Genomic DNA, 25,462 nt, shown 5'->3' with positions numbered 1-25,462 from the left:
GGACCGGAGGGTCCAGAGGAACCGGACGTACCGGAGGTACCAGCGGAACCCGATGGCCCAGAGGAACCGGACGAACCGGACGAACCGGAGGAACCAGAGGAACCAGCGGAACCCGATGACCCAGAGGACCCGGAAGAGCCGGAAGAGCCGGAGGAACCGGAACCGGTGGTGCGAGGAGAGCCGCCGGGGCCGCCCCAGGACGGCGGAGAGCCGGGCGGGGCGGGCGCGTGCGGTTCGATCACGGGGTGACGTTACGTCACTCCCACACTCCCCTTCGTCACCCACACGTGTGAAACCGACGTTCTGCAACGCGCCACAGGTTTATCCCGCCCGGGTCCCGCCCCGCACCCGCTCACACCCCGGACGGGCTGAGCTGCGCCGTCGGCACCCGGACCCCCACCCGGGTCCGGGTCGCCACCAAGTGGCCGTCCTGCGGATAGGCGTGCCAGGTCCGCCAGTGCACCTGCCCCTCGTGCCGATGGGCCAGCAGCGCGGTGAAGGCGTGCGGGCTGCCGGGGAAGACGCCGGCCAGCCCGTGCGGATGGTCGGCGACCAGGGCCAGCAGCTCCTGGGCACGTCCGGCGAAGGAGCCCGGCGTCAGCACCTCCACGCGGGCGGCGAACTCGTACTCCCAGTCGCCCTTCCGCTTGGCGACGCCCAGCGGAAGGGGGGTGCTGCTGCCGGGAATGCACGCCACCGTCTCCGAACAGCTTCCCCGCTCCTCCTCGAGCAGGACTTGATGAGAGGCCCCCAGAAGTCTCAACTGCATTTTCGCGCCCGTCAGTTCGAGGTCGAGACTGGCGAGCGCTGGCAGCGGCTCGCGCCCCAGGGCCCAGGCGAGGTCGGCTGCGCGCGTGTCGGTGTAGGCGGTTTTCAGGGTCGTGAGCATGGATCGGCTCCGCAAGCACACAAGGAGAGGAAGGTGTGGGGCCTGCGCATCCCGTCACTGCCGGAGATGCGGCCCGCTCAGCCCAGTCGGCCGGTCAGGAGGGGGGTCAACAGGTCGTCCGAGGAGCTGCGTTGGTGATGGAGAGGGAATCATGAACTGCGGCGCCGCCACAGCGTTTTTACCCAACTTCGTGGGGTTTCCATCCCTCAGGGGGCTCCCCAGCTCAACTGTTCAACCAGGGCGCACACCCCACCCGCGCGGCGTGCGCCGGTGCGTGAGAGCGCCCACCGGGCGTGTTTCCCGGCGGGCGCTCGCGAGGGCACGGGGCCCGGCCCCAGGCGCGGGACCCCTGGCGGGGATGCGGTTCCCCCTGTGGGAGCTCAGCTGCCCCGTGTCAGCTGCCTCCACCGCATCCGCCGCCGCCCCCTCCCCCGCAGGACGACGACCCGCCTCCGCAGGACGAGCCGCCGCCGCAGGAGGAGCCTGTGTTGTGCCCGCCGGAGGAGCCTGCGTGATGCCCGCCGGACGAGTCGCCGGCCCACCAGCTGTTCCGGCGGGCGCGGGCGCGGCCTCGGTCGCGGTTGCCTCCGCCGCCGCTCCGCGCGCCGGCCAGGAGCCCTGCGACCACCAGGGCCCCGAACACGATCAGGATGATGCCGATGACCATGGCGCCACCCTCCTTCCGCTTCCCGGGCCTTCGCCCGGAGTTCCCCCGAAGCAGCCCCCCGTCGGGCGCCTCGCTGCCTGTGTGAAACTCGTCGTGACGCCGTGTGGCTCGTCGCGTGAACGGGAGATGCCCCTCGCCGCCGCGCCCCAAAGCAGAGTTGAGGAACTCCAGAGCTTCGGCGCAGGATGACCGCCATGACCTCCATGAGCTCCAGCGCCCGCCCCTTCCTCAACCGCCGGCTCGCCGAGTTCGGGACGACGATCTTCGCGGAGATGTCCGCCCTGGCCGCGCGGACCGGGGCGATCAACCTGGGCCAGGGCTTTCCGGACACCGACGGCCCCGAGGAGATCCGGGAAGCCGCCGTACGGGCACTGCGCGACGGGCGCGGCAACCAGTACCCGCCGGGCCCCGGCGTCCCGGAGCTGCGCACCGCCGTCGCCGCCCACCAGCAGCACCGCTACGGCCTGTCCTTCGACCCGGACTCCGAGGTCCTGGTCACCGCCGGCGCCACGGAGGCCATCGCCGCCTCCCTGCTCGCCCTGCTGGAGCCCGGCGACGAGGTCGTCGCGCTGGAGCCGTACTACGACTCGTACGCGGCCTGCATCGCGATGGCGGGCGGCACACGCGTACCCGTGACCCTGCGCCCCCACGACGGCACGTTCCGCCTCGACCTCGACGAGCTGCGCGACGCCGTCACCGACCGCACCCGCCTGCTGCTGCTGAACACCCCGCACAACCCGACGGGCACCGTCCTGACCCGCGACGAACTGGCGGCCATCGCCGAGCTGGCCGTGGAACGGGACCTGCTGGTGGTGACGGACGAGGTCTACGAGCACCTGGTCTTCGACCAGGCCGAGCACATCCCCCTGGCGAGCTTCCCGGGGATGCGCGAGCGCACGGTGACCATCGGGTCGGCCGGCAAGACGTACTCCTTCACGGGCTGGAAGGTCGGCTGGATCACCGCCGCGCCCGCCCTGGTCACGGCGGTCCGCTCGGCCAAGCAGTACCTGACGTACGTGGCCTCCGGGCCCTTCCAGTACGCGATCGCCGAGGCCCTCGCGCTGCCCGACTCGTACTTCGCCGCCTACCGCGAGGACATGCGGGCCAAGCGGGACCTGCTGTCGGCGGGCCTGGAGGAGGCGGGCTTCGGCGTCTACCGCCCCGCCGGGACGTACTTCGTCACCACCGACATCCGCCCCCTCGGCGAGAGCGACGGCTTCGCCTTCTGCCGCGGCCTGCCGGAACGCGCCGGCGTCGTCGCCGTCCCCAACGCGGTCTTCTACGACCACCGGGAGGCGGGCGCCCCCTTCGTCCGCTTCGCGTTCTGCAAGCGGACCTCGGTGCTGGAGGAGGCGGTGCGGCGGCTGAAGACGCTGGCGGGGTGAACGGCGAGAGCCCGGCCCCGGCATCACCGCCGGACCGGGCTCTCCTCATACGGGACGGACTATGCGCCGTCCTCGTCCGTCGGCTTCTCCGACTCGTTGACCTCCTGCTCCAGGCCGAGCTGCTCCACGAGCCACCGGTCGAACTCGATGGCGGCGCGGACCCAGCTGACCGTCGAGGAGACGAAGTGCTCCAGGCTGACGCCCATGCCGATCAGCATCTGGGCCTCGCCGATCAGGCGGACCGTGCCGTCGTCGTGGGTGTGGGAGTACACCTTGGGCCACAGGGTGCGCCGGTTCCAGTCGTCGATCGACTCCAGCAGCTGCGGCTTCTCGTCGATCTGGTGGGGCCGGTCGTAGAACGTCCGCACCGAGAAGACCTGCTGGTCGCCCTCGCCGCGGAACATGAAGTACGTACGGAACTGCTCCCACGGCGCCGCGAGGTCACCCTCGTCGTCGACGACATACTTCAGCTCCATCTGTTCGAGGAGCTGCTTCACAAGATCCTGATCCGGGACGACGGGGCCCGCCGGTCCTTGCGGCTGCGGCTCGGGCTGCTTGCCCCCGAAGTTCGGAATCGAGGACGGGTCGATGGTCACCGTGAATTTCCCTTCGTACGGATCTGGCCATCCTCCCCCATGCGGGGAGGGGCGTGGCAAGCCCGCCGGGGCCCTGTCAGCCCTGGGCTGACATGATCCGGCCGGTCGGGTGGACGCGGGGCGGACGGGGGCGGGCCATGGGACGCACACGGAACGCGGCGGCGGGGCACGCGGGCGGCCAAGAGGTGCCCCGGGGGCGGACCAGGTGGCGTCTGTTCGCGGCGCTCGTGACGCTTCCGGCGCTGGTCCTGCTCCCTTTCCTCATCGTCCTCGCGGGCATCGTCCGGTCCGGACCGGACGACCGGAGCGGCGGCAGGGCCGCCGGCCACGTCCCCTGCTCCGAGGCCCTCGCGTTCGGCGGGGCCGCCTTGCCGGACGACGCGCGGCCGGTCGGGGAGTGCACGATCCAGGGCTTCCAGGACATTCATTACAGCGCGACCTTCCGCATGCCGGTCTCGGGTGTCCAGGACTGGCCGGCACACACCTACCCGGACGCCCCGGCGCCCGCGACGGAGACCTGCACGGGCGTCGACGTCGACCTGTGTCTGGATCTGGACCACGCGCGGGGCCTGCCGGACGGTGCGGAGGCCCATGCCGTGCAGGTGCGGGTCGTGTACGAGGACGCCGGGACGGCACGGGTGCGGTTCGCGTCGTTCACCGTGTGACGCGCGGTCGGCCCACCACCCACCGGAGGTGACGCGCGGCGGCCCGCCACCCACCGGGGGTGACGGGCCGCCGCGCGTCGCGCCGGGGACCGGAGGGCCGACCGCGCGTCGCGCAATGCCTACAGCGTCTTGCCGCTCGTGGCCGGGCCTCCGGCCGGACCCCCGGCCGGGCCCACGATCAGGTCGTCGCCGAAGCGGTCCACGCGGACCGAGTCGCCGTCCTTGATCTCGCCGGAGAGGATCTCCCGGGCGAGCCGGTCGCCGATCGCGGTCTGCACGAGGCGGCGCAGCGGGCGCGCGCCGTACGCCGGGTCCATGCCCTCGTCGGCCAGCCAGGCCAGGGCCTCGTCGGTGACCTCCAGGGTGAGGCGGCGCTCGGCGAGCCGCCGGGCCAGGGAGCCGATCTGGAGCCGCGCGATCCGGCTCAGCTCGTCCTTGCTGAGGGCCGAGAAGACCACGAGGTCGTCGAGCCGGTTGAGGAACTCCGGCTTGAAGGACGCCCGGACCACCTCCAGGACCTGCTGCTTCTTCTCGATATCGCTGCTGACCGGGTCGACCAGGTACTGGCTGCCCAGGTTGGAGGTGAGGACCAGGATGGTGTTGCGGAAGTCGACGGTGCGGCCCTGCCCGTCGGTGAGGCGCCCGTCGTCCAGCACCTGGAGCAGGATGTCGAAGACCTCGGGGTGCGCCTTCTCCACCTCGTCGAGCAGCACGACGGTGTACGGCCGCCGCCGCACGGCCTCGGTGAGCTGGCCGCCCTCCTCGTACCCGACGTATCCGGGCGGCGCGCCCACCAGCCGCGCCACACTGTGCTTCTCGCTGTACTCGCTCATGTCGATGCGGACCATCGCCCGCTCGTCGTCGAAGAGGAAGTCGGCCAGCGCCTTGGCCAGCTCGGTCTTGCCGACACCGGTCGGGCCGAGGAAGAGGAAGGAGCCGGTGGGCCGGTCGGGATCGGCGATCCCCGCCCTGCTCCGCCGTACGGCGTCGGAGACGGCCCGCACGGCCTCCCCCTGGCCGATGAGCCGCTTGCCCAGCTCGTCCTCCATCCGCAGCAGCTTCTGCGTCTCGCCCTCCAGCAGCCGCCCGGCGGGGATGCCGGTCCAGGAAGCGACGACGTCCGCGATGTCGTCGGCGCCGACCTCCTCCTTGACCATGGTGTCCCGGGCGACCTCCTCCTCGGCCTCGGAGGCGGCCTCCAGGTCCCTTTCGAGGGTCGGGATCTCGCCGTACAGCAGCTTGCTGGCGGTGTCGAAGTCACCGTCGCGCTGGGCCCGTTCGGCCTGCCCGCGCAACTCGTCGAGCTTCTCCTTCAGCTCACCGACCCGGTTGAGGGACTGCTTCTCCTTCTCCCAGCGGGCGGTGAGCCCGCGCAGCTCCTCCTCCTTGTCGGCGAGGTCGCGCCGCAGCCGCTCCAGCCGTTCGAGCGAGGCGGCGTCCGTCTCCCTGCCGATCGCCAGCTCCTCCATCTTCAGCCGGTCGACGGCGCGCTGGAGTTCGTCGATCTCGACGGGGGACGAGTCGATCTCCATGCGCAGCCGCGAGGCGGCCTCGTCGACGAGGTCGATGGCCTTGTCGGGCAGGAAGCGGGAGGTGATGTACCGGTCGGAGAGACTGGCGGCGGCCACCAGCGCGCTGTCCGCGATCTGCACCTTGTGGTGCGCCTCGTACCGCCCCTTGAGCCCGCGCAGGATCGCGATGGAGTCCTCGACGGTCGGCTCGGCGACCAGCACCTGCTGGAACCTGCGCTCCAGCGCCGGGTCCTTCTCGATCCGCTCCCGGTACTCGTCCAGCGTCGTGGCGCCCACCATGCGCAGCTCGCCACGCGCCAGCATGGGCTTGAGCATGTTCCCGGCGTCCATGGCGGAGTCCCCGCCGGCCCCGGCGCCCACCACGGTGTGCAACTCGTCGATAAAGGTGATGATCTGCCCGTCGGAGTCCTTGATCTCGGCGAGCACGGTCTTCAACCGCTCCTCGAACTCGCCCCGGTACTTGGCCCCGGCGACCATCGCGCCCAGGTCCAGCGCGACCAGCCGCTTGTTCTTCAGCGACTCGGGCACGTCCCCCTTGACGATCCGCTGGGCGAGCCCTTCCACGACGGCGGTCTTGCCGACGCCGGGCTCGCCGATGAGGACGGGGTTGTTCTTGGTGCGCCGGCTGAGCACCTGCACGACCCGCCGGATCTCCTGGTCCCGCCCGATGACCGGGTCGAGCCTGCCCTCCCGGGCGGAAGCGGTGAGGTCGGTGCCGAACTTCTCCAGCGCCTTGTACTGGCCCTCGGGGTCCGCGGTGGTCACGCGGCGCCCTCCCCTCGCCTTGCGGAAGGCCTCCTGCAGCTTCTTCGCACTGGCTCCCTGCCCCTCCAGTACCTCACCGGCCGCGCCGCCCTTCGCGGCGATGCCGAGGAGCAGGTGCTCGGTGGAGAGGTACTCGTCCCCGAGATCCTTGGCGCGGGCCTGGGCGTCGGCGACCACGGCGAGCATCTCACGGCTGGGCTGCGGCGGCGCGACCGTGGACCCGGTCACGCTGGGCAGCCCGGCGACGATGCGCTCGGCGCCGGTGCGCACGGCGGCGAGGTCGGCCTCGACGGCGGCGAGCAGGTCGGTGATGTTCTCGTTGTCCTGCCCCTGGAGCAGAGCCAGAAGCAGGTGGGCGGGGGTGAGGTCGGCGTTCCCCTCGGTCACGGCCCGGTTGCTGGCCGCGTTGATCGCGTCCCGGCTCCGGTTGGTCAGCTCGGCGTCCACGTTCTGGCTCTCCTCCTCGTGTCGGCCGTCGGCGGTCCGGCCATGTCTCCCAGTGCTGACTCAGACAACGTACACAAAGTTGAGTCTATTCCACTCAAGGAAGAAACGGGCTCCGGCTGCCGCCCGGTGACACCCGGGTGCCCACTCCGCCCGCACGAGAGCCTTTCCAGCCAGCCTGGAGGCAGGCCGATACCCCGAAATGTCGCCGCAAACGACAGCGGCGTCACCGTGTTCAGGTCACGGTGACGCCGCTGCCGGGGGGAAGTACCTGAGCGATCTGTAACGACGGGGGAATCGCGTCAGGCACTGCGGGGGGTGGCCGAGATGGTCCTCACTTCGGGGATCTCCGGCTGCGCGAGCCGGTGGTCCCTCTGGTCCAGGTTCACAAAGATCATTCCGTACCGAATGGCACACCGCACGGGCTGCGGCGCACCCCGAGGCCGCCGCAGACACCGGTACGCCCGTACGTCGCCGTCCTCGTCCAGCGTGACGACGACCGGCTCGCCGAAGACGGTCACCATCAGGGAGTCACCGGGGTGGGGGATCGCGGTGACCAGGTCGATGAAGTGCCAGCCGGAGCGGTAGGCGGTGGCCATTTCGCGACGGAAGGAGCGGTCGTCGGGTGGAGTAGTCATCGCGATCAGTCCCACACGGTGTCGGCCGGAAGAGCTACGGGCTTGTCGCCCATGGTCACAACCGCCGCAGAGCGAGTGCCACCCGCCTCATGCTCGCCGCTCGTCCCACCAGAGAGGCCGGCCAGCGCGCCGAAGGCCACAACGGTGGAGAAGGCAGCAACAAGCACCGAGCGAAGCATTCTCATACGCATAGTCGGCTTCGTCCTCACTTGATGGTCCCTCGTTCCCCCGTCCGATAAGACGATGGCTCATTCAGGCACGTCATGGCCACACAATCGGTGCATCATGTTCCTGCATGTTCAGGACCCTGGGGGGTGGATATTCAGTGATAAAAGGGACCAATCCGGAGCATCCCCATTCGCCATCCGAGCTGTGCACGGAAGGGCGTCGCCTCTACGCAGATGCCCTCAGGGCTGGTCGGGTGCTCAGGGCCGACGTCGAATCCGTTCCATGCCTGACTGACCTGGCACTGCTCCATCTCGATCCCGACGACGACGAGTGGATGCGGCCGGTGCCGCCGTCCGTCGCGCTGGCCCAACGGCTCAATCCGATCGAACGTCAGATCACCGAGCAGCGACGACAGTCCATAGCCCTGTCCGAGCTCTTCGAGCCGTTCATGGACATCAGCGCCCAGGAAACGAGCCCGGCTCACTCCATAACGGTCCTGGAAGGCCTTGATCGCATCAATGCCGCACTCGATCTGGCGACGGCGCAGTGTCACACCGAGGTGCTCACGGTTCAGCCCAGCGGCCACCGGCGCCCCGAGAAGCGGCTACTGGAGGGGTTGGAGCGAGACAAGCCCCTGATCGAGCGGGGTGTACGGATCCGCACCCTCTACCAGCACACCGCTCGGTACAGTCCGGACCGGCTCGCCTACGCGGATCAGTTCACGGATGGAAAGGTGGAGTATCGGACCATCGACGAGCTCGTGGAACGGCTCATCATCTGTGACGAGACCGTGGCGTTCATTCCCGTCCGCGAAGACCGGCAGGTCGCCCTCGAGCTCCGCCATCCCGGCCTCGTCCAGTACCTGGTGCGGGTGTTCGAATTCATCTGGAACCGGGCTGTACCGCTGAGTGCCGGCGCCCCCTACGAAACAGACTCGGGTGGCATCACGGAGATCCAGCATTCGATCGCGAAGCTTCTGGTCGAGGGCCACGTGGACGAGGCCATAGCCCGCCGTCTGGGAATGAACGTGCGGACCTGCCGGGCACACATCGCGAGACTCGCACAGGCCCTCGGCAGTGGCAGCCGCGCCCAGCTCGGCTACCTCATCGCCCAGTCCGGGATTTTGACGAAGGATCACTGAGCCGCGAGGAGGAAAGCACGCGTGACCGCCGAGGCACACCGTCACGGACCGGAGGAGTTGTGTGAGGCCGGTCTGGACCTCTACGCCCGCGCACTGCGCGAAGGGCATGTGTCCAGCCACGAGGCAACGGCAGCGCCCTGCCTCGTCGACCATGGCATGCTCCACCCCACCATCGAGGATCTGAGCAGGCTGGAGCCCGTACCTCCGACGGTCGCCCTACAACGACTGCTTCGCTCCTCGGAGGAGCGCATCGTCGGCGAACGTCGACGCGGGCAACGACTCGCCGATGCCTTCGAACCCCTCATGCGGCTCGAGGGAACGGCCGATGCGAGCAAGGACGCTCCGCCGCTCCGACTCCTCAGCAGCAAGAAGCGAGCAGGCCAGGCCATCGCCGAGGCCATGGCCGAGGGCAGAGAGCAACTCCTGGCCATCCAACCGCACGATGGCCTCATCACCGGGCCCTTTCACTACCACGAAGCCGCCATGGAACGGGACCAGGCGTTCCTCGACGGCGGGGGGCGCGTGCGCGCCCTGTACCAACACACCGTCCGTCACTCTCCTCTGATCATCGGGCGTTACGAACGCCTGACGGGCGATGTGGAGGCCCGCACCCTCGACGAGGTCACCGACCGCCTCATCATCGTCGACCGCACCGTCGCCTTCATCCCCGCCAGCGCCGACCGCTCACTCGCCCTCGAAGTCCGCCACCCAGCCCTGATCTCCTACTTCATCAACACCTTCGACCGCCTCTGGCACCTCGCCACACCCATGCACCCCCAAGCCGTCCGGCAACCCACCCTCAACGGCATCACCCCCCGCCAGCGAGCCATAGCCGCCCTCCTCATCGAAGGTCACACCGACGCCGACATAGCCGTCCGCCTCGGCATGAACGTGCGCACCGCCCGTGTCCACATCGCCAAACTCGCCGCCACCCTCGGCAGCGAGAGCCGGGCCCAACTCGGCTATCTCATCGGCCAGTCGGGGATTCTCGACCAGGAGCCTGATCGGGCAGGGTGATGGCGGCGGGCAGGCGCGGGGAACCGTCCAGGCCGGCCTGGGCGATGCGCACCCCCAGCTGCGTGCGGCTGGCCGCGCCCAGGGTCTCCGAGAGGCGGGCGATGTGGGCCCGCGCCGTGCGGACGCTTATGCCCAGGCGTTCCGCGATCACCGCGTCCTGGTGGCCCTCCGCCAGCAGCGCCGCGATGGACTGCTCGCGGTGGGAGATGCCCTCGATGCCGGTGTCGGGGAGGGGGGCGGTCAGCGGGATCGCGAGGCGCCAGAGGCGTTCGAAGACCGTGACCAGGTAGGCGACCAGGCCGGGATGGCGGAGCTCCAGGGCCATCGTGCGGTCGGTGTTGGCGGGGATGAAGGCGACCGTGCGGTCGAAGAGGATGAGGCGGTCGATGACCTCGTCGAGGGTGCGGGCCTCCACCGCGTCGCCCATCAGCTCCAGGTAGTTGAGCAGGCCCTGGCCGTGCCGGGCCACGTGCGTGTACAGGTCCCGCATCCGCACCCCGCGCCCGCGCAGCGCCAGCGCCCGGTGCAGTCCCTCCGACAGTTCGTGCTCGCGCCGGATGCCGCCGGGCTGGACGGTGAGCACCTCGGTCGTGCACGCCTGCGTCGCCTCGTCCATCGCGGCCTGGATGCGGGCCAGGCCGTCCAGAACGCGGATCGCCGTGCCCTCCGTGCCGGCCGGGGTCTGGAGTTGGCGGCCGAGACCCGCGTACCGCTCGAAGGCCTCCACCGCGGAACCCACCCGCCGCTGACTGGCGTTGACCTCGTCGTGGACCCCGCGCAGCAGCCGGGTCATGACCTCCTGCGGCGAGGTCGGCACCAGCCAGTCCATGTCGTCGGGGTCGGGGTGCAGCAGAGCCAGTTCCAGGAGGCAGGGCACCGGCTCGGCGTCCAGGCGAGGCACCCGGCCGCGTCGTACGGCCCGGGAGTACACGCGGTCCCCGGCCGCGCACAGCCGGTCGGCACCGTGTGGATGCTCATCCGCCCCGTGCCCGGCCATCGCCCATCCCACCCCCGGTTCCGGCTCTTTCCGCAGCGCAACTATGCGCGGCCGGGACCGGGTCCGCAACACGGCTCCTCTCCCACGGGCAGCGGACATATGACGGAATCAGCCCTTACGCGCACCCCCCACTCCCCCTTGTTGCAACAAGCTGAAGGTGTTGGAGAGATGTACGCAGCGTGCATGCTGGGTGACGGCGGGGCCTGACCGACTCCGCCTGTCAAGCCGGGCGTCGGCTGTCGTGGCGTCGGCACATGCCAAGCGCGCCGACACGGCGAGTCGGTAGGCAGTCGGGGGAGGACAGAGATCGTGATACGCGTAGGCATTCTCGGCCGGGAGCCGCTGGAACGGGCCGGAGTCAGGCGCGTCCTGGAGGAAGACGCCCGGATCCGGATCGTCGGCGAGGTCTCGGAGGCGGAGTCACCCCTGATGCGGGCGGTACGCCTGGACGTCCTGGTCAGCAGCCACCACAGTCCCAACGAGGCGCTCGACGTCCTCCGGTTGCCCAGTGCGACCGCACCGAGAGGGGCAGGCTCCCAGGTCTCCGCTCCGGCACACGTCGTACTGGTCGACAACTTGTCGGAACACACCACTCGCACGCTGCTGCGCTATGGAGCCCGCGGGATCCTGCTGCGCGGCAACTCCGTGCGGCACCTGCCATGGGCGGTAAGGGCAGCAGCCGCAGGCACGGTCGCTCTCGGGCCTGTCGCCGCCCAGTTCCTGGTCGATCAGTACGTCCGGCCCGGCCGCGCGGCCGATGCGGTGGCCACCGCGCGCAGGATGCTGGAGAGGCTCAGCTCTCGTGAGCGGGAGATCGTGCAACTACTGGCGGACGGCGCCTCGAACCCTGCCATGGCCGAGACGCTGGGAATCAGCGCTCACACGGTCAAGGACCATATCCGCAGGGCCTACTCGAAGCTCGGTGTCGACAACCGCGTCCAGGCTTCCCGGATCGTTTGGCAGGCGCAGGTCCACGCTCAGCCGGGGAGTCCGGAGATACGTCCCTGCGTCGCGGATGACGGTTCGCAGGCGCCGTAGGCACCCCGCGTCGCAACGTTCACAGACGGTCGGCGCGACGCGCAGCACCTGGAGCGAAGGCGTCACTCGTCGTAGGGCAGGATGCGCTGCGCGCGACTCTCGGCGATGATGAGTACGTTCGTCAGGCTCTCGCTGAGACGGCGGGTGACCCAACGGAGTTCATCTGCCGTGAGGTCAGGCGCGGCCTCGACCATGGGTCGCGCCAGCTCCACGATGAAGGCCGCCGATTCGATCTGCTGGTTCTCGATTCTGTCAGCCAGTAGAGAGAGCGGGCCGACCGTGCCGTCGGTGACCAGGATCGCGCGCTTGCCCTCCGGTCCGCTCCAGGGCAGTAGGCGGACGTGGCTGGTGTGGCTCATGTCGTCGAGCTACGGCGACGCCTCGATGCCGGCCAGTACGCGCCCGGTACACGCTTCCCCGCTGTGAACGGACTCGCTGCCGAACTGGACGCGGCACCGAGCACGGTGCAGAAGGCCGTGGCCGCGCTCCGGACGGAGGGGCGGCTCTACACCGTTCTCGGACAAGGCTCGTTCGTCGCGGAGAAGTGACACTGGAGAAGTGACAACAGGGTGTGGACCGCGCGTCCACACCCCTCCGGCGGGGCATAGGCCTCGCGTCAATCGTTGCGCGGACGCCACACCAGTCCCGCTGCGGACGCCGAACGCGCACCCCACCAGGCCATCACCGCGGCGCACGCCAACCCGGCCGCGCCCACCGCCGACAGCGAGGACAACCGGTCGGCGGAGTCGGCCATCAACGGCGTGGTCACGTACCAGGTCACGGCGACGGCCGCACACACAGCGAAGGCGGTGGGCGCCAGAAGCGACCAGACGGAGACCGCGTAGTACACACGCCCGTTGCCACTCAGCACCGAGACCGGGCCCAGTTCACGGCCCGTCCGGACGAACTGGGCCACCGAGCCGATTCCGGCCACCACCACGATCACCAGTACGCCTGCCACAGAGAGCAGCTCCAGCCACCGCTGTGCCGCGATGCCCTCACCGCTGCCGCCGAAGGCGCCGGCCATCGCGAACACCTGAACGTTCGTCGCCATCGCCACATGCGCGTTGGCGGCTCGGTGCACCCGCGACAGCGACAACTGCCGTCCGTCCTTCGCCAGCACCACCAGGGACGATTCCTCGGCCGTACGCACGGTCTCGGTGACGTTGCCCGTGCGGGCGTACAGGCGTGCCCCGACCGACCGCTCCAACTCCGCGGCTTGGGCCAGACCGGCGTGCCCGGTGCGCAGTTCGACAGGGGACGCCGTCGGGCACTTGACGCCCAGGTCCTGCCATACCCGGCAGTCCGCGACGAGGTCGGTCCGCCCCGATCGGGAATCCCTCGTCACGGCCAGGGCGTGCACTCCCGTCCCCAGGTCCCGTTCGAAGGACGTCACGTCGGCACTGGCCGTGGACAGGGTTGTCGACACCCGTACCACGCTGGTGCCGATGTGGTCCTCCACGGCGTGGACCCGGTCACTCATATCCGTGAACAGACTGATCGCGATCTGCCCCTGAGCAGCCAGACCTACCGCGACGACCACCGCGGCCACCAGCCGCGCGACCGGGCGCGCGCCCACCGCCAGCCGTCGACCCGCGACCAGCATGCCCACCCGGCCGCGCGCGGCACCGAACCTGGCCAGCGCCGGCCCGGCCGCCGACACCACCGCACCGGCCACCCCGGGCAGCAGCGCGATGGTGATCACGCTACCGGCCGCCAGGACGGGCAGGCGCAGGTCGTACGGCGCCAGGTCGGTGCCCCGGACCGTGCCGAAGAGAGCCACGGGAAACAGCCACAGCATCCACTCGCGGCGCCGTTTGGCGGTCACCGGCCGGGTCGAGGTGCCCGGTCGGTACCGCGGCTGGAGCAGTACGACAGCGGCCAGCACGGCGAGCGGTACGCCCAGCACGGCGCCCCCGAGGGCGGGGATCGCGGCGCGGGCGTCGGGGGCGTACAGCACGAAGTCGACGACCGGCAGCGGTACGTCGGTGAGGAGTACGGGAGCAACGGCCACCGCCGCCGTCGACGCGCCGAGGGTCACGGGCAGGAACGCCTCGCCCACCGTGAACCAGGCCCGGGCCCCTCCTGATGCGCCCAGCGCGGTCAGGATCGCGGTCCGGCGGTCCCGGGGCGCGGCGCCGACCCGGGCGGCGATCACGACGAACAGTCCGGCCGGGAGACCCACCAGCGCCAGGTAGGCCCAGTGGAACTCCTTCGGCCCGAAGTTGTACATGTGCTCCCCGAGCGACGGCGTCCAGGAGACGCCGAATCCCGACGCCTTGGTCATCCCCTCCGGGTCCAGCCGTTCGGCCGTAGGCCGTACGTACGCGAAGTACTCGCTCGGCGACTCCAGGCCGTCCGGGGCAATGGTGCCCACCGCGCGTCCGTACTCGCCGCGCACCTGAGGTCCGACTGCCTCCAGCGCTGGGGAGAGCACGGCCTCACCGGGACTCGGCCACTGGCTCAGACCGGGCGGCAGAGGTGCGTCAGCGGTGAGAGGCTCTATGTAAATCACGTCGTACTGGCGGTCGTCGACATTCGCCAGCGTCGCCCGCCACAGCAGTGTGGCGGAGCCGGTGTCGGTGACTTGCGGCCAACGGGCCTGACTGCGCTCGGTGCGCCCGTCGAAAGAGGACACGGCGAGCAGGAACCCGCAGACGGCGAGGACCGCCACGGTGGTCGCGGTGAACAACGCGAAGTAGCGGATGCGGCCTGCTTCGGCCGACCGGGACGCGGCCCGTCCCATGCGCAGGAGCCGCGACCGCAGGCTGCCGCCGTTCACCGCGCCTCCTGGGACTGGACCAAGCGGCCCTCATGCAGATGCAGCCGCACGTCGGCGCGGCCGGCCACCATCGGGTCGTGCGTCACCACCACCAGGGCGCACCCGTGTTCCTGCGGAGTGCTGAACAGCAGGTCGGCCACGGCTTCCCGCTGCTCGCCGTCCAGTGCTCCTGTCGGCTCGTCCGCCAGCAGTAGTTCAGGCGTGTTGATAAGGGCACGGCCCACGGCAAGGCGCTGCCTCTCTCCGCCGGACAGGTCCCCCGTGGCAGTGGCCCCGGGGACCCCGAGGCGGGTGAGCAGCGACTCGGCCCGGGAGCGGGCCTCGGCGACCGCTTCGCCGGCCAGCAGGCTCGCGATCATCACGTTCTCCACCGGGGTGAGCTCGGGGAGGAGCTCGCCGAACTGGAAGACCATGCCGACGTGCCGCCGCCGGTGGGCGGCGAGGGCCCGCGCGGACAGCCGGGTCACGTCCTGTCCCACGACCTCGACGCGCCCCGACTGTGGGCGGAGCAGCCCCATGACGCACATCAAGAGGGTGGACTTGCCGCTTCCGGAGGGTCCCATCACGGAGACGGAAGTCCCCGCCGGGACGGTGAGATCGGCACCGGCGAGCAGGCTTCGGCCTGACACGCCGTAGACCACCTCGCTCAGCCGCAGGACGGGTGGGGCGGGGGTTGAGGTCACGCGGAGCTCCCTTGGTCGGGGGGATCACTCGATGTGGACGACGTGGACAACGCATGCCTGACCGAGAGGCCGGTGGGCCTCTCGGTCAGGCTGTGGTCGAACTGCGCGAGCGAATCTCGTCAGTCGGAGTACCAACTGGTGTGCCAGTCAGGCAGGTTATTGCGCGCGACCGTGCCACGGGCCTTGTAGATCTCTGAGTGCTTACCGCTCTCGACGGTGCCCCTGTTGCCGTCGTTGTCGGACGGGCCGTTCGGGCCGTTCTTGTTCCACAGCGTCAGCTTGGTGCCCGAGTGGGCCACGCGGTAGTACTCCGCTTTCACCCAGTGGCTCGAACCCGTGTCCTTGATGTTCATGATCGACCGGTTGCCCTCGGTCCAGAACCGGAGCTCGCCGCTGTAGGAGTGCGGGCCGATCTCGTATGCGAAGGCAGGCGTCGCCGTGCTCAGGGCCAGAGCGGCGATGGCCCCGACCCCCAGCCGTCGTGCGATTCTGACGTTCACTTAACTGCGTCCCCTCGTCTGACGGAGTTCCCGGACCGCGGTGGGCAGCCGGGAGGGAACCGCGCGGGAGAGAACTGCGCGGTTCCGGTGACTCCAAGACTGCTCTGGGGCGATCGATCGGAGAATCCACCCGTCGGGGGGTATGCCGGCGTCCCCCGCCCTGTCGGGGGAGGGACCGGGCTACTTCAGCCCGATCTCCGCGCAGGCCGCCGCGTACTTGGCCGTGCAGATGTCGGAGACCTTGTAGAAGCCGTCCTCGATGACGGTCTGCTCGATGTTGTCCTGGGTCAGGGCGACGACGGGGACGAGCTGCGCGGGGATGCCCTTGTGGGTGGGGCTGTCGACCTTGTCGCGGGCGAGCGCGTCGAACTGGATGTCCCGGCCCTGGACCCGCGCCACGGCCAGCTCCGCGGCGTTCTCGGCCTCCTGCGGGTAGGACTTGTACACGCTCATGTACTGCTCGCCGGTGACGATGCGCTGCACCGCCGCGAGCTCCGCGTCCTGGCCGGTGATCGGCGGCAGGTCGGTGACGCCCGCGTCCTCCAGGGCCTTGATGACGCCGCCCGCCATGCCGTCGTTGGCGGAGTAGACGCCCGCGATGTTGTCCTTGCCGATCTTCCCGATCGCCTCGGCCATGTTCGCCTCGGCGTTCTCCGGCTTCCAGTCCTTGGTGTCGAAGGACTGGGCGATGGTCACCTTGCCGTTCAGCTCGGACGTCGCGCCCGCCTTGAACTGCTTCGCGTTCGGGTCGGTGGGCGAGCCGTTTATCATGACGATCTTGTCGGAGCTGTCCGCGTCGCCGCCGAGCGCCTCGATGAGGGAGCGGCCCTGGACCTCGCCGACCAGTTCGTTGTCGAAGGAGATGTAGGCGTCGATCGGGCCCTCGGCCAGCCGGTCGTAGGCGATGACGGGGATGCCGGCGTCCTTGGCCTGCCGCACGCTGTCGCCGATGGACTTCGCGTCGACCGCGTCCAGGACGATCACGTCGACCTGGTCGTCGATCATCTGCTGCATCTGGTCGGTCTGCTTCGAGGCGTTCGCCTCGGCGTTGGCGTACTTGACGTTGCCCTGGTCGCGCGTGAGGTCGGCGACCTTCGCCTTGAAGTAGGGGTAGTCGAACTGCTCGTAGCGCGTGTTCGCCTTCTCCGGCAGGAGCAGCCCGACAGTGATGTCGTTGCCCTTGGTCGGACTCGCCTCGTCACTGCTCTCCGACGCGCCCAGCACACCACAGGAGGCCAGCGAGAAGGTCATCATGGACGCGGCCACGGATATGGCGATACGACGGGCACGGCTGTTCACTGCGCTTACCTTCCGACACACGGGTGTTGTGGTGACCCAGGTGAGGGAAGCCAACGCTGTCTTCACGAAATCGTCAAGAAGTACTAGACCAATGAGACAGCAACGTTGCGAACCGGCCCGGAGGGTCGGGTGGAATCGGAGGAACCTCCGGGCCCGTCGTCGCCGTTCTGCCTGGGGCGGCCGGTCAGTCCGAGGACTGGCCGTGCCGCTTGGGCCGCCACACCACCAGGGCGCTGGTCTGCTGTACCTCCTGGTACGGGACCAGGTCGCGGCGGTACGAGGCGTGTACCGCCGCCTCCCGCTGGCGCATCGCCGTGGCCGCGCCGTCGAGGGCGTCCTGCAGCTCCGCCATGCGGGCCTGGAGCGCGGCGACCTGGTTCTCCAGTTCGATGATGCGCTTGATTCCGGCCAGGTTGATGCCCTCGTCCTGCGACAACTGCTGCACCGTGCGGAGCAGTTCGATGTCACGGGCCGAGTAGCGCCGGCCGCGGCCGGCCGTGCGGTCCGGGGAGACCAGGCCGAGGCGGTCGTACTGGCGCAGGGTCTGCGGGTGCAGGCCGGAGAGCTGGGCCGCCACCGAGATGACGTAGACCGGGGTGTCCTCGGTCAGTTCATACGGATTGCGTCGACGACCGTCCATCTCCGTCAAGCTCCCTTCGCGGCCTGGAACAGCTCCGCCCGCGGATCCTCGTCCGCGGTCGCCTCGCGATACGCCTCCAGCGCATCACGAGCCTTCCCCGTCAGGTCCTTCGGAACACTCACCTCGACGGTGACCAGGAGGTCGCCGCGGGTGCCGTCCTTGCGGACCGCGCCCTTGCCCCTGGCGCGCATGGTGCGGCCGCCCGGGGTGCCGGCCGGCAGCTTCAGCGTGACGGGCGGGCCGCCCAGCGTCGGGACCCGGACCTCGCCGCCGAGGGCTGCCTCGGCGTACGTCACCGGGACGGTGACGGTGAGGTTGTCGCCCTTGCGGCCGAAGACGGGGTGTTCCTTGACGTGCACGACCACGTACAGGTCGCCCGCCGGACCGCCCCGCTCACCCGGCGTGCCCTTGCCTCGCAGCCGGATGCGCTGCCCGTCCGACACCCCGGCCGGGATGCGGACCTGCATCGTCCGGGAGGACTTGGCCCGCCCGGAGCCCTTGCAGACGTCGCAGGGGTCCTCCGCGATCAGGCCGCGGCCCTTGCAGTCCGGGCACGGGTCGGTGAGCGAGAAGCCACCGCCCGAGCCCCGGGCGACCTGCCCGGTGCCGACGCAGGTCGGGCACACGCGCGGTGTGCCGTTCTTGTCGCCGGTGCCCGAACAGGCCTTGCAGGGTGCCTGCGAGGACATCCGCAGCGGGACCGTCGCGCCCTCGATGGCCTCGGTGAAGCTCAGGGTGACCTCGGACTCGATGTCCTGGCCGCGCCTCGGCTGGGTCCGCGTGCCGGTGCCGGGGCCGCCGGCGCCGGTGCGGTTGAACAGGCCGCCGAAGACGTCGCCGAGCCCGCCGCCGAAGCCGCCGGCCCCTCCCTGGCCGCCGCCCGGGGCACCGCCTCCGAAGAGGTCGCCCAGGTCGAAGTTGAAGGTGCCGCCGCCGCCCGCGCCCGGCCCCGGACGGAAACCGCCGTTGCCGAAGAGGCTGCGGGCCTCGTCGTACTCCTTGCGCTTCTTGGCGTCACCGAGGATGTCGTTGGCCTCGGAGATCTCCTTGAAGCGCTCCTCCGCCTTGACGTTTCCCTTGTTGGCGTCCGGGTGGTACTCGCGGGCGAGCTTCCGGTACGCCTTCTTGATCTCGGCCTCGGTGGCGTCCTTGGGGACGCCGAGGACCTTGTAGTAATCCTTCTCGATGAAGTCCTTGGTGCTCATCCCCGACGTCCCTCCTCTCCTGCGTACGTGTGCTTACCCGTGACGTCAGCCCTCCTCCGGGCCACCGCTCTCCTTGTTCTCCGCGGAGTCGGCCTGCGCCTCGGTGTTCTCCTCCGGCTTGGCCGCCTGCGCACCCGGCTGCGGCTCGGCCACCGCCACCCGCGCGGGGCGGATGGTGCGCTCGCCGATCCGGTACCCCGGCTGCAGAATCGCCACGCACGTCGTCTCGGTGACGTCCGGCGCGTACGAGTGCATCAGGGCCTCGTGGATCGTCGGGTCGAAGGGCTCGCCCTCCTTGCCGAACTGCTGGAGGCCCATCTTGGCGATGGTCGTCTCCAGCGACTCCGCGACCGACTTGAAGCCGCCGACGAGTTCGCCGTGCTCCCGCGCGCGGCCGATGTCGTCGAGTACGGGAAGCAGCTCGGACAGGAGGTTCGCGACGGCGACCTCCTTGACCGCGACGCGGTCCCGCTCGACGCGGCGGCGGTAGTTCTGGTACTCGGCCTGGAGTCGCTGGAGGTCCGCCGTGCGCTCGTTCAGCGCCGTGCGCACCTGGTCCAGCTGGGCCACCAGGCCCGCGTTCTCACTCGCGTCCCCGGCCGGGGCCGCGCCCTCCTCCGAAGAGGGAGCGGCGGCCTTCGGCTCGGCGTCGTCAGGGGTGGCGCCGGAGGGGACGTCGGGCTTCTCCTCGAAACCCGGGGTCTCCTCCGTCACGCGGCACCGTCCTTGCGCTCGTCGTCGACGATCTCGGCGTCGACCACATCGTCGTCGGCCTTGTCACCGGCGTCGGCACCGGCACCCGGGGCCTCGCCGCCGGCGGCCTGCGCGCCCTGGGCGTCGGCGTACATGGCCGAGCCCAGCTTCTGCGAGACGGCGGCGACCTTCTCCGTGGCGGTGCGGATCTCGGCGGTGTCCTCGCCCTTGAGCTTCTCCTTCAGCTCGGCGACGGCCTCCTCGACCTCCGTCTTGATCTCGCCCGGGACCTTGTCCTCGTTGTCCTTGAGGAACTTCTCCGTCTGGTAGACGAGCTGCTCGCCCTGGTTGCGGGACTCGGCGGCCTCGCGGCGGGCGTGGTCCTCCTCCGCGTACTTCTCGGCCTCCTGGCGCATCCGGTCGACCTCGTCCTTCGGCAGCGAGGAGCCGCCGGTGACGGTCATCTTCTGCTCCTTGCCGGTGCCGAGGTCCTTCGCCGTGACGTGCATGATGCCGTTGGCGTCGATGTCGAAGGCGACCTCGATCTGCGGGACGCCGCGGGGCGCCGGGGGCAGACCGGTCAGCTCGAACATACCGAGCTTCTTGTTGTACGCCGCGATCTCGCGCTCGCCCTGGTAGACCTGGATCTGCACGGAGGGCTGGTTGTCCTCGGCGGTGGTGAAGATCTCCGAACGCTTCGTCGGGATCGTCGTGTTCCGCTCGATGAGCTTGGTCATGATGCCGCCCTTGGTCTCGATACCGAGGGACAGCGGGGTGACGTCGAGGAGCAGGACGTCCTTGACCTCGCCCTTGAGGACACCGGCCTGCAGGGCGGCGCCGATGGCGACGACCTCGTCCGGGTTGACGCCCTTGTTGGCGTCCTTGCCGCCGGTCAGCTCCTTGACGAGCTCGGCGACGGCGGGCATACGGGTGGAGCCACCGACGAGCACGACGTGGTCGATCTCGGACAGCTGGATGCCGGCGTCCTTGATGACGTTGTGGAACGGCGTCTTGCAGCGCTCCAGCAGGTCGGACGTCAGCTGCTGGAACTGGGCGCGGGTGAGCTTCTCGTCCAGGTGCAGCGGGCCCTCGGCGGAGGCCGTGATGTAGGGCAGGTTGATCGAGGTCTCGGTGGACGAGGACAGCTCGATCTTGGCCTTCTCGGCGGCCTCGCGCAGGCGCTGGAGGGCCATCTTGTCCTTGCCCAGGTCCACGCCGTGGCCGGACTGGAACTGCTTGACCAGGTAGTCGACGACGCGCTGGTCCCAGTCGTCACCACCGAGGTGGTTGTCACCGTTGGTGGCCTTCACCTCGACGACGCCGTCGCCGATCTCCAGCAGCGAGACGTCGAACGTACCGCCACCGAGGTCGAAGACGAGGATGATCTGCTCGTCCTTGTCGAGGCCGTACGCCAGCGCGGCGGCCGTCGGCTCGTTGACGATGCGCAGGACGTTGAGGCCCGCGATCTCACCGGCCTCCTTGGTGGCCTGGCGCTCGGCGTCGTTGAAGTACGCCGGGACGGTGATGACCGCGTCGGTCACCTTCTCGCCCAGGTAGGACTCGGCGTCCCGCTTCAGCTTCTGCAGCACGAAGGCGCTGATCTGCTGCGGGTTGAAGTCCTTGCCGTCCAGGTTGATCTTCCAGTCGGTGCCCATGTGGCGCTTGACCGACCGGATGGTCCTGTCGACGTTCGTGACCGCCTGGCGCTTGGCCACCTCGCCGACCAGCACCTCGCCGTTCTTGGCGAAGGCGACGACGGACGGCGTGGTCCTGGCGCCCTCGGCGTTGGTGATGACGGTGGGCTCGCCGCCCTCCAGAACGCTGACGACGGAGTTAGTCGTGCCCAGGTCGATGCCGACCGCACGTGCCATGGTGAATAACCTCCAGCTGACTTGAGTGGAACAGGCTCAAGTGTGCAGGACGCATTCCGATGCGTCAACAGAGGTGAGTCGGGCAGGCTCAACTCTTATCCGTTCCTTACACGCAATGGCGCGCTGACCTGCCCTTTCTCTTCCCGCCTGGCCTGACGAACCGGAAAAATCGCCGCCCGGGACGACGCACGGGGCGGGGCGACCGCTGCCTCGGGGGACTCCCGGGGCCGTCCCCGCGGTTCCGGGCGAGGTCCGTGGAGTGACGTACGGGTCCGGGGATCCGTCCCCGCCCGCCGGGGCTCGTACACCCGCACCCGCAGCAGACCCAGTACGCCGACCACCGCCGCGCCCGCCACCCACAGCACCACCGTCCCGCCCGCCCAGCCGGTGTGCACGAGCACGCCCACGAGTACCCCGCAGAACGAGGCCGCACCGAGGACCACCACCGCGCCCTGCGGAGTGAGCCCGAGCCGCCGCAGCCGGTGGGCGAGATGGTCGGGCCCGCCGCGCAGCAGGGGCCGTCCGGCCAGCCGCCGCGAGAGGAGCACGAGTACGGCGTCGACGCTCGCCAGGGCGGTCAGCGCGAACAGCACCCCCACGCCGGCCCCGGGCTCGTGCCCCGCCCGGGTGAACACGGCCGCCCCGGCGAGCAGGAAGCCCGCGAAGAGCGACCCGCACGCCCCGAGCGCGACCCGCGCGGGGTGCCAGTTGTGCAGCAGGAACCCGGTCAGCGCGGCGGCCAGCGCGCTCAGCAGCACCGCCAGCCCGTCCATCAGCTCGGCGGCGGCGCAGGCACCGACACCGAAGGCGGTCACCACCCCCACCGTCCCGGCCACCCCGTCGGCGTGGTCGAGCCCCCGGAAGGCGACGGCGACCACCGCGATCCAGCCCACGGCGAGCGCCCCGGCCACCGGCCCGGTCACCTCGTACGGCACCACGCACGCCGCCGCGACGGCCGTACCGGCGAGCAGCCACCGCCGCCGCAGCCGCCACACGTCGGCGGCCAGGCCGAGCGCGCCGACGGCGGCCCCGGCCAGCAGCAGCCGGCCGACCAGCGACCCCAACGGCACGACACCGGTCCAGTCCCCGGCCCAGGCGACCAGCCCGGTGACGAGGACGACGGCCACTCCGCCGAGCAGGGGGACGGGCCGCTGCCGTCGCCGGTCGACGAGGGCGAGGCGCAGGGCGGGCGCCCTCAGCAGCGCGGTGAGCAGGGCGGCGAGGAGAAAGGAGGCGGTGGCGGTGATGATCCCGTAGAGCACGGGCACAACCTATGCCCGAAACAAGCCGAATATCATGATTTGCGACGAATGGCGCGCCCGAACGCGTCCGGCTGGGCGAGCCACCCCGCCCCGGCGGGCGGGGTCGCCGTCGCCCTGCCGGCCGTCGCCCACCAAGGCCGCCGTCGGCGCCGGTCAGGGTTGCCTCAGCGACGCAGATCACCGCACGTCCGACTACAGTGCGGCGGAGGATGGGGGTACTCTCAGACGAACTGAATAAGTTACCGCTTAGTAATACCGAATACCGCCCCCTCGCAACCTCGCAGGCCCGAGGAGCCCCCAAATGCAACTCGCCGCGATCATCGTGTCGCTGGTCCTGATCGTGGTCGGCGTCGCACTGTTCGGCCGCGCCGTCCTGCAGATCTACAACTCCATGCGGCTCGGCCAGCCCGTACCGGCCGGCACGCGGACCAACGAACCCGCACAGCGCACCATCACCGTGGTCAGGGAATTCCTCGGCCACACCCGGATGAACCGCTGGGGCATCGTCGGGGTGGCGCACTGGTTCGTGGCGGTGGGCTTCTTCTCCCTGCTGCTGACGATCGTCAACGCGATCGGCCAGTTGTTCGAGGCCGACTGGATCCTGCCGATCATCGGCGACTGGGCGCCGTACAACGTCTTCGTCGAGTTCATCGGCACGATGACGGTGCTCGGCATCCTGGTCCTGATCGGGATCCGCCAGCTGAGCAAGCCGAACAAGCCGGGCCGCAAGTCCCGCTTCGCCGGCTCGAACTTCGGCCAGGCGTACTTCGTCGAGGCCGTCATCCTCATCGTCGGCGTCTGCATCTTCATGCTGCACGCGCTGGAGGGCGCCCTCCACCACGTGGACGGCTACGAGGCGTCGTTCTTCATCTCGTACCCGGTCGTCTCCGCGCTCCAGGACCTGGACGTCTCCACGCTCCAGAACCTCGTCTACCTCTTCGCCGGCCTGAAGATCGCGACCTCCTTCATCTGGATGATCACGGTCGCCCTGAAGACCGACATGGGCGTGGCCTGGCACCGCTTCCTGGCCTTCCCGAACATCTGGTTCAAGCGCGACGCCAAGGGCGGCACCGCGCTGGGCGCCCTGCTGCCGATGACGTCGGGCGGCAAGCCGATCGACTTCACCGACCCGGGCGACGACGACGTCTTCGGCGTCTCCCAGGTCGAGCAGTTCTCCTGGAAGGGCCTGCTGGACTTCTCCACCTGCACCGAGTGCGGCCGCTGCCAGTCGCAGTGCCCCGCCTGGAACACCGGCAAGCCGCTCTCCCCCAAGCTCCTGATCATGTCCCTGCGCGACCACGCGCACGCCAAGGCCCCCTACCTGCTGGCCGGCGGCGGCAAGACCATGGAGGGCGAGGAGAAGGCGAGCGAGGAGCAGCTCGCCGGTGTCCCGGCCGCCGCTCTGGCGGAGGCCGAGCGCCCGCTGATCGGCACCCTCGAGGAGAACGGCGTCATCGACCCGGACGTCCTGTGGTCCTGCACCACGTGTGGCGCCTGCGTCGAGCAGTGCCCGGTGGACATCGAGCACGTCGACCACATCGTCGACATGCGCCGCTACCAGGTGATGATCGAGTCGGCGTTCCCGTCCGAGGCGGGCACGATGCTCAAGAACCTGGAGAAGAAGGGCAACCCCTGGGGCCTGGCGAAGAAGCAGCGCCTGGAGTGGCTCAAGGAGCTGGACTTCGAGGTCCCGGTCGTCGGCAAGGACATCGAGGACCTCACCGAGGTCGAGTACCTCTACTGGGTCGGCTGCGCCGGCGCCCTGGAGGACCGCGCCAAGAAGACCACGAAGGCCTTCGCCGAACTCCTCCACATCGCGGGCGTCAAGTTCGCGATCATGGGCGGCGACGAGAAGTGCACCGGCGACTCCGCCCGCCGCCTCGGCAACGAGCCCCTCTTCCAGGAGCTCGGCATGGAGAACGTCATGTCCCTCAACGCCGCCTTCGGCGAGGAGATGGACGACGACGGCAAGGTGCTGCCCGAGTCGGCGAAGCCCAAGTCGGCCAAGAAGATCGTCGCCACCTGCCCGCACTGCCTCAACACCCTCGGCAACGAGTACCCGCAGCTCGGCGGCGACTACGAGGTCATCCACCACACCCAGCTGCTCCAGCACCTCGTGGACGAGGGCAAGCTGCTCCCGGTCACCCCGGTCGAGGGCATCATCACGTACCACGACCCGTGCTACCTGGGCCGCCACAACAAGATCTACACGCCCCCGCGCGAGATCATCGCCAGCGTCCCGGGCATCCGGAACGAGGAGATGCACCGCCACAAGGAGCGCGGCTTCTGCTGCGGCGCCGGCGGCGCGCGGATGTGGATGGAGGAGCGGATCGGCAAGCGCATCAACAACGAGCGCGTCGACGAAGCCCTCTCGGTCAACCCGGACATCGTCTCCACCGCCTGCCCGTTCTGCCTGGTCATGCTGACGGACTCGGTCAACGGCAAGAAGAACGACGGCAAGGCCAAGGAGTCCATCCAGGTTGTCGACGTCGCCCAGCTCCTGCTGGACTCCGTCAAGACCCCGGCCGACCCGGCGGGCGAGCCGGAGACGGAGAGCGAGCCGGCGCCGGAGCCGGTGAAGTAAC

The 25,462-nt window shown here is 69.9% G+C and carries 22 protein-coding genes; 7 read left to right on the top strand and 15 right to left on the bottom strand.

Annotation, left to right across the window (positions count from 1 at the left end):
* Positions 1–352: 352 nt before the first annotated feature.
* Positions 353–889 carry a DUF2617 family protein gene (locus ACIQ6R_RS22030; protein WP_404173413.1) on the bottom strand — a complete coding sequence of 179 codons (537 nt, stop codon included), beginning with the start codon at positions 887–889 and terminating at the stop codon, positions 353–355.
* An 861-nt stretch (positions 890–1,750) separates the two neighbouring features.
* On the opposite strand from ACIQ6R_RS22030, the gene ACIQ6R_RS22025 reads away from it, so the two are divergent.
* Positions 1,751–2,941, top strand: coding sequence for a pyridoxal phosphate-dependent aminotransferase (locus ACIQ6R_RS22025; RefSeq protein WP_404222943.1), 1,191 nt, complete (start codon positions 1,751–1,753; stop codon positions 2,939–2,941).
* Positions 2,942–3,000: 59 nt separating this feature from the next.
* On the opposite strand, the gene ACIQ6R_RS22020 is transcribed toward ACIQ6R_RS22025, so the two are convergent.
* Positions 3,001–3,537, bottom strand: a complete 537-nt coding sequence (locus ACIQ6R_RS22020; RefSeq protein WP_404173399.1) for a YbjN domain-containing protein — start codon at positions 3,535–3,537, stop codon at positions 3,001–3,003.
* Positions 3,538–3,674: 137 nt separating this feature from the next.
* Between ACIQ6R_RS22020 and ACIQ6R_RS22015 the strand changes: the two genes are divergently transcribed.
* Positions 3,675–4,202 (top strand): hypothetical protein, encoded by a 528-nt coding sequence (locus tag ACIQ6R_RS22015; RefSeq protein WP_404222942.1) that lies wholly within the window; start codon positions 3,675–3,677, stop codon positions 4,200–4,202.
* A gap of 119 nt (positions 4,203–4,321) precedes the next feature.
* Here the strand turns inward: ACIQ6R_RS22015 and clpB are convergent, their stop codons facing one another.
* Positions 4,322–6,946, bottom strand: a complete 2,625-nt coding sequence (gene clpB, locus ACIQ6R_RS22010; RefSeq protein WP_404222941.1) for an ATP-dependent chaperone ClpB — start codon at positions 6,944–6,946, stop codon at positions 4,322–4,324.
* A 299-nt stretch (positions 6,947–7,245) separates the two neighbouring features.
* Positions 7,246–7,581 (bottom strand): hypothetical protein, encoded by a 336-nt coding sequence (locus ACIQ6R_RS22005; protein WP_055419013.1) that lies wholly within the window; start codon positions 7,579–7,581, stop codon positions 7,246–7,248.
* Between the two features lie 295 nt (positions 7,582–7,876).
* Between ACIQ6R_RS22005 and ACIQ6R_RS22000 the strand changes: the two genes are divergently transcribed.
* A complete protein-coding gene (locus ACIQ6R_RS22000) occupies positions 7,877–8,890 on the top strand; it encodes a helix-turn-helix transcriptional regulator (protein ID WP_404222940.1) in 1,014 nt (337 codons plus the stop codon).
* 21 nt (positions 8,891–8,911) lie between these two features.
* Positions 8,912–9,907: a LuxR C-terminal-related transcriptional regulator gene (locus ACIQ6R_RS21995; RefSeq protein WP_404222939.1), complete on the top strand. Its 996-nt coding sequence runs from the start codon at positions 8,912–8,914 to the stop codon at positions 9,905–9,907.
* Here the strand turns inward: ACIQ6R_RS21995 and ACIQ6R_RS21990 are convergent.
* Positions 9,858–10,904, bottom strand: a complete 1,047-nt coding sequence (locus tag ACIQ6R_RS21990; protein WP_404222938.1) for a LuxR C-terminal-related transcriptional regulator — start codon at positions 10,902–10,904, stop codon at positions 9,858–9,860. The genes ACIQ6R_RS21995 and ACIQ6R_RS21990 overlap by 50 nt on opposite strands.
* Positions 10,905–11,213: 309 nt before the next feature.
* Between ACIQ6R_RS21990 and ACIQ6R_RS21985 the strand changes: the two genes are divergently transcribed.
* Positions 11,214–11,942, top strand: coding sequence for a LuxR C-terminal-related transcriptional regulator (locus tag ACIQ6R_RS21985; RefSeq protein WP_404222937.1), 729 nt, complete (start codon positions 11,214–11,216; stop codon positions 11,940–11,942).
* A 62-nt stretch (positions 11,943–12,004) separates the two neighbouring features.
* Here ACIQ6R_RS21985 and ACIQ6R_RS21980 read toward each other — a convergent pair whose 3' ends face one another.
* On the bottom strand, positions 12,005–12,301 hold the full coding sequence (locus ACIQ6R_RS21980; RefSeq protein WP_404222936.1) for a hypothetical protein: 297 nt from the start codon (positions 12,299–12,301) through the stop codon (positions 12,005–12,007).
* On the opposite strand from ACIQ6R_RS21980, the gene ACIQ6R_RS21975 reads away from it, so the two are divergent.
* Complete coding sequence (locus ACIQ6R_RS21975; RefSeq protein WP_404222935.1) at positions 12,284–12,490, top strand: GntR family transcriptional regulator; 207 nt, start codon at positions 12,284–12,286, stop codon at positions 12,488–12,490. The genes ACIQ6R_RS21980 and ACIQ6R_RS21975 overlap by 18 nt on opposite strands.
* A 68-nt stretch (positions 12,491–12,558) precedes the next feature.
* Here ACIQ6R_RS21975 and ACIQ6R_RS21970 read toward each other — a convergent pair whose 3' ends face one another.
* The 9 genes from ACIQ6R_RS21970 to ACIQ6R_RS21930 form a co-directional block, all read right to left on the bottom strand.
* On the bottom strand, positions 12,559–14,724 hold the full coding sequence (locus ACIQ6R_RS21970) for a hypothetical protein (protein ID WP_404222934.1): 2,166 nt from the start codon (positions 14,722–14,724) through the stop codon (positions 12,559–12,561).
* A complete protein-coding gene (locus ACIQ6R_RS21965; RefSeq protein WP_404222933.1) occupies positions 14,721–15,407 on the bottom strand; it encodes an ABC transporter ATP-binding protein in 687 nt (228 codons plus the stop codon). The genes ACIQ6R_RS21970 and ACIQ6R_RS21965 overlap by 4 nt, the downstream gene beginning before the upstream one ends.
* A gap of 119 nt (positions 15,408–15,526) precedes the next feature.
* Positions 15,527–15,907, bottom strand: a complete 381-nt coding sequence (locus ACIQ6R_RS21960) for a hypothetical protein (RefSeq protein ID WP_404222932.1) — start codon at positions 15,905–15,907, stop codon at positions 15,527–15,529.
* Between the two features lie 180 nt (positions 15,908–16,087).
* A complete protein-coding gene (locus ACIQ6R_RS21955) occupies positions 16,088–17,206 on the bottom strand; it encodes a sugar ABC transporter substrate-binding protein (RefSeq protein ID WP_404222930.1) in 1,119 nt (372 codons plus the stop codon).
* Between the two features lie 184 nt (positions 17,207–17,390).
* Positions 17,391–17,846 carry a heat shock protein transcriptional repressor HspR gene (locus ACIQ6R_RS21950; RefSeq protein ID WP_121748168.1) on the bottom strand — a complete coding sequence of 152 codons (456 nt, stop codon included), beginning with the start codon at positions 17,844–17,846 and terminating at the stop codon, positions 17,391–17,393.
* 5 nt (positions 17,847–17,851) lie between these two features.
* Positions 17,852–19,051, bottom strand: coding sequence for a molecular chaperone DnaJ (gene dnaJ, locus ACIQ6R_RS21945; protein WP_404173372.1), 1,200 nt, complete (start codon positions 19,049–19,051; stop codon positions 17,852–17,854).
* Between the two features lie 45 nt (positions 19,052–19,096).
* Positions 19,097–19,765: a nucleotide exchange factor GrpE gene (grpE, locus tag ACIQ6R_RS21940; RefSeq protein WP_404173369.1), complete on the bottom strand. Its 669-nt coding sequence runs from the start codon at positions 19,763–19,765 to the stop codon at positions 19,097–19,099.
* Positions 19,762–21,615, bottom strand: coding sequence for a molecular chaperone DnaK (gene dnaK, locus ACIQ6R_RS21935; RefSeq protein ID WP_404173366.1), 1,854 nt, complete (start codon positions 21,613–21,615; stop codon positions 19,762–19,764). Before dnaK ends, grpE begins: the two co-directional genes overlap by 4 nt.
* A 95-nt stretch (positions 21,616–21,710) precedes the next feature.
* Positions 21,711–22,877 carry an MraY family glycosyltransferase gene (locus ACIQ6R_RS21930; protein WP_404222929.1) on the bottom strand — a complete coding sequence of 389 codons (1,167 nt, stop codon included), beginning with the start codon at positions 22,875–22,877 and terminating at the stop codon, positions 21,711–21,713.
* 301 nt (positions 22,878–23,178) lie between these two features.
* On the opposite strand from ACIQ6R_RS21930, the gene ACIQ6R_RS21925 reads away from it, so the two are divergent.
* Positions 23,179–25,461, top strand: a complete 2,283-nt coding sequence (locus ACIQ6R_RS21925) for a (Fe-S)-binding protein (RefSeq protein ID WP_404173360.1) — start codon at positions 23,179–23,181, stop codon at positions 25,459–25,461.
* The last annotated feature ends 1 nt before the right edge of the window (position 25,462 follow it).

This window comes from Streptomyces sp. NPDC096048 (assembly GCF_044763415.1).
GTDB lineage: Bacteria > Actinomycetota > Actinomycetes > Streptomycetales > Streptomycetaceae > Streptomyces.
Note: the sequence above shows the minus strand (reverse complement) of the source record. Positions and strands in the feature narration are given on the sequence as shown.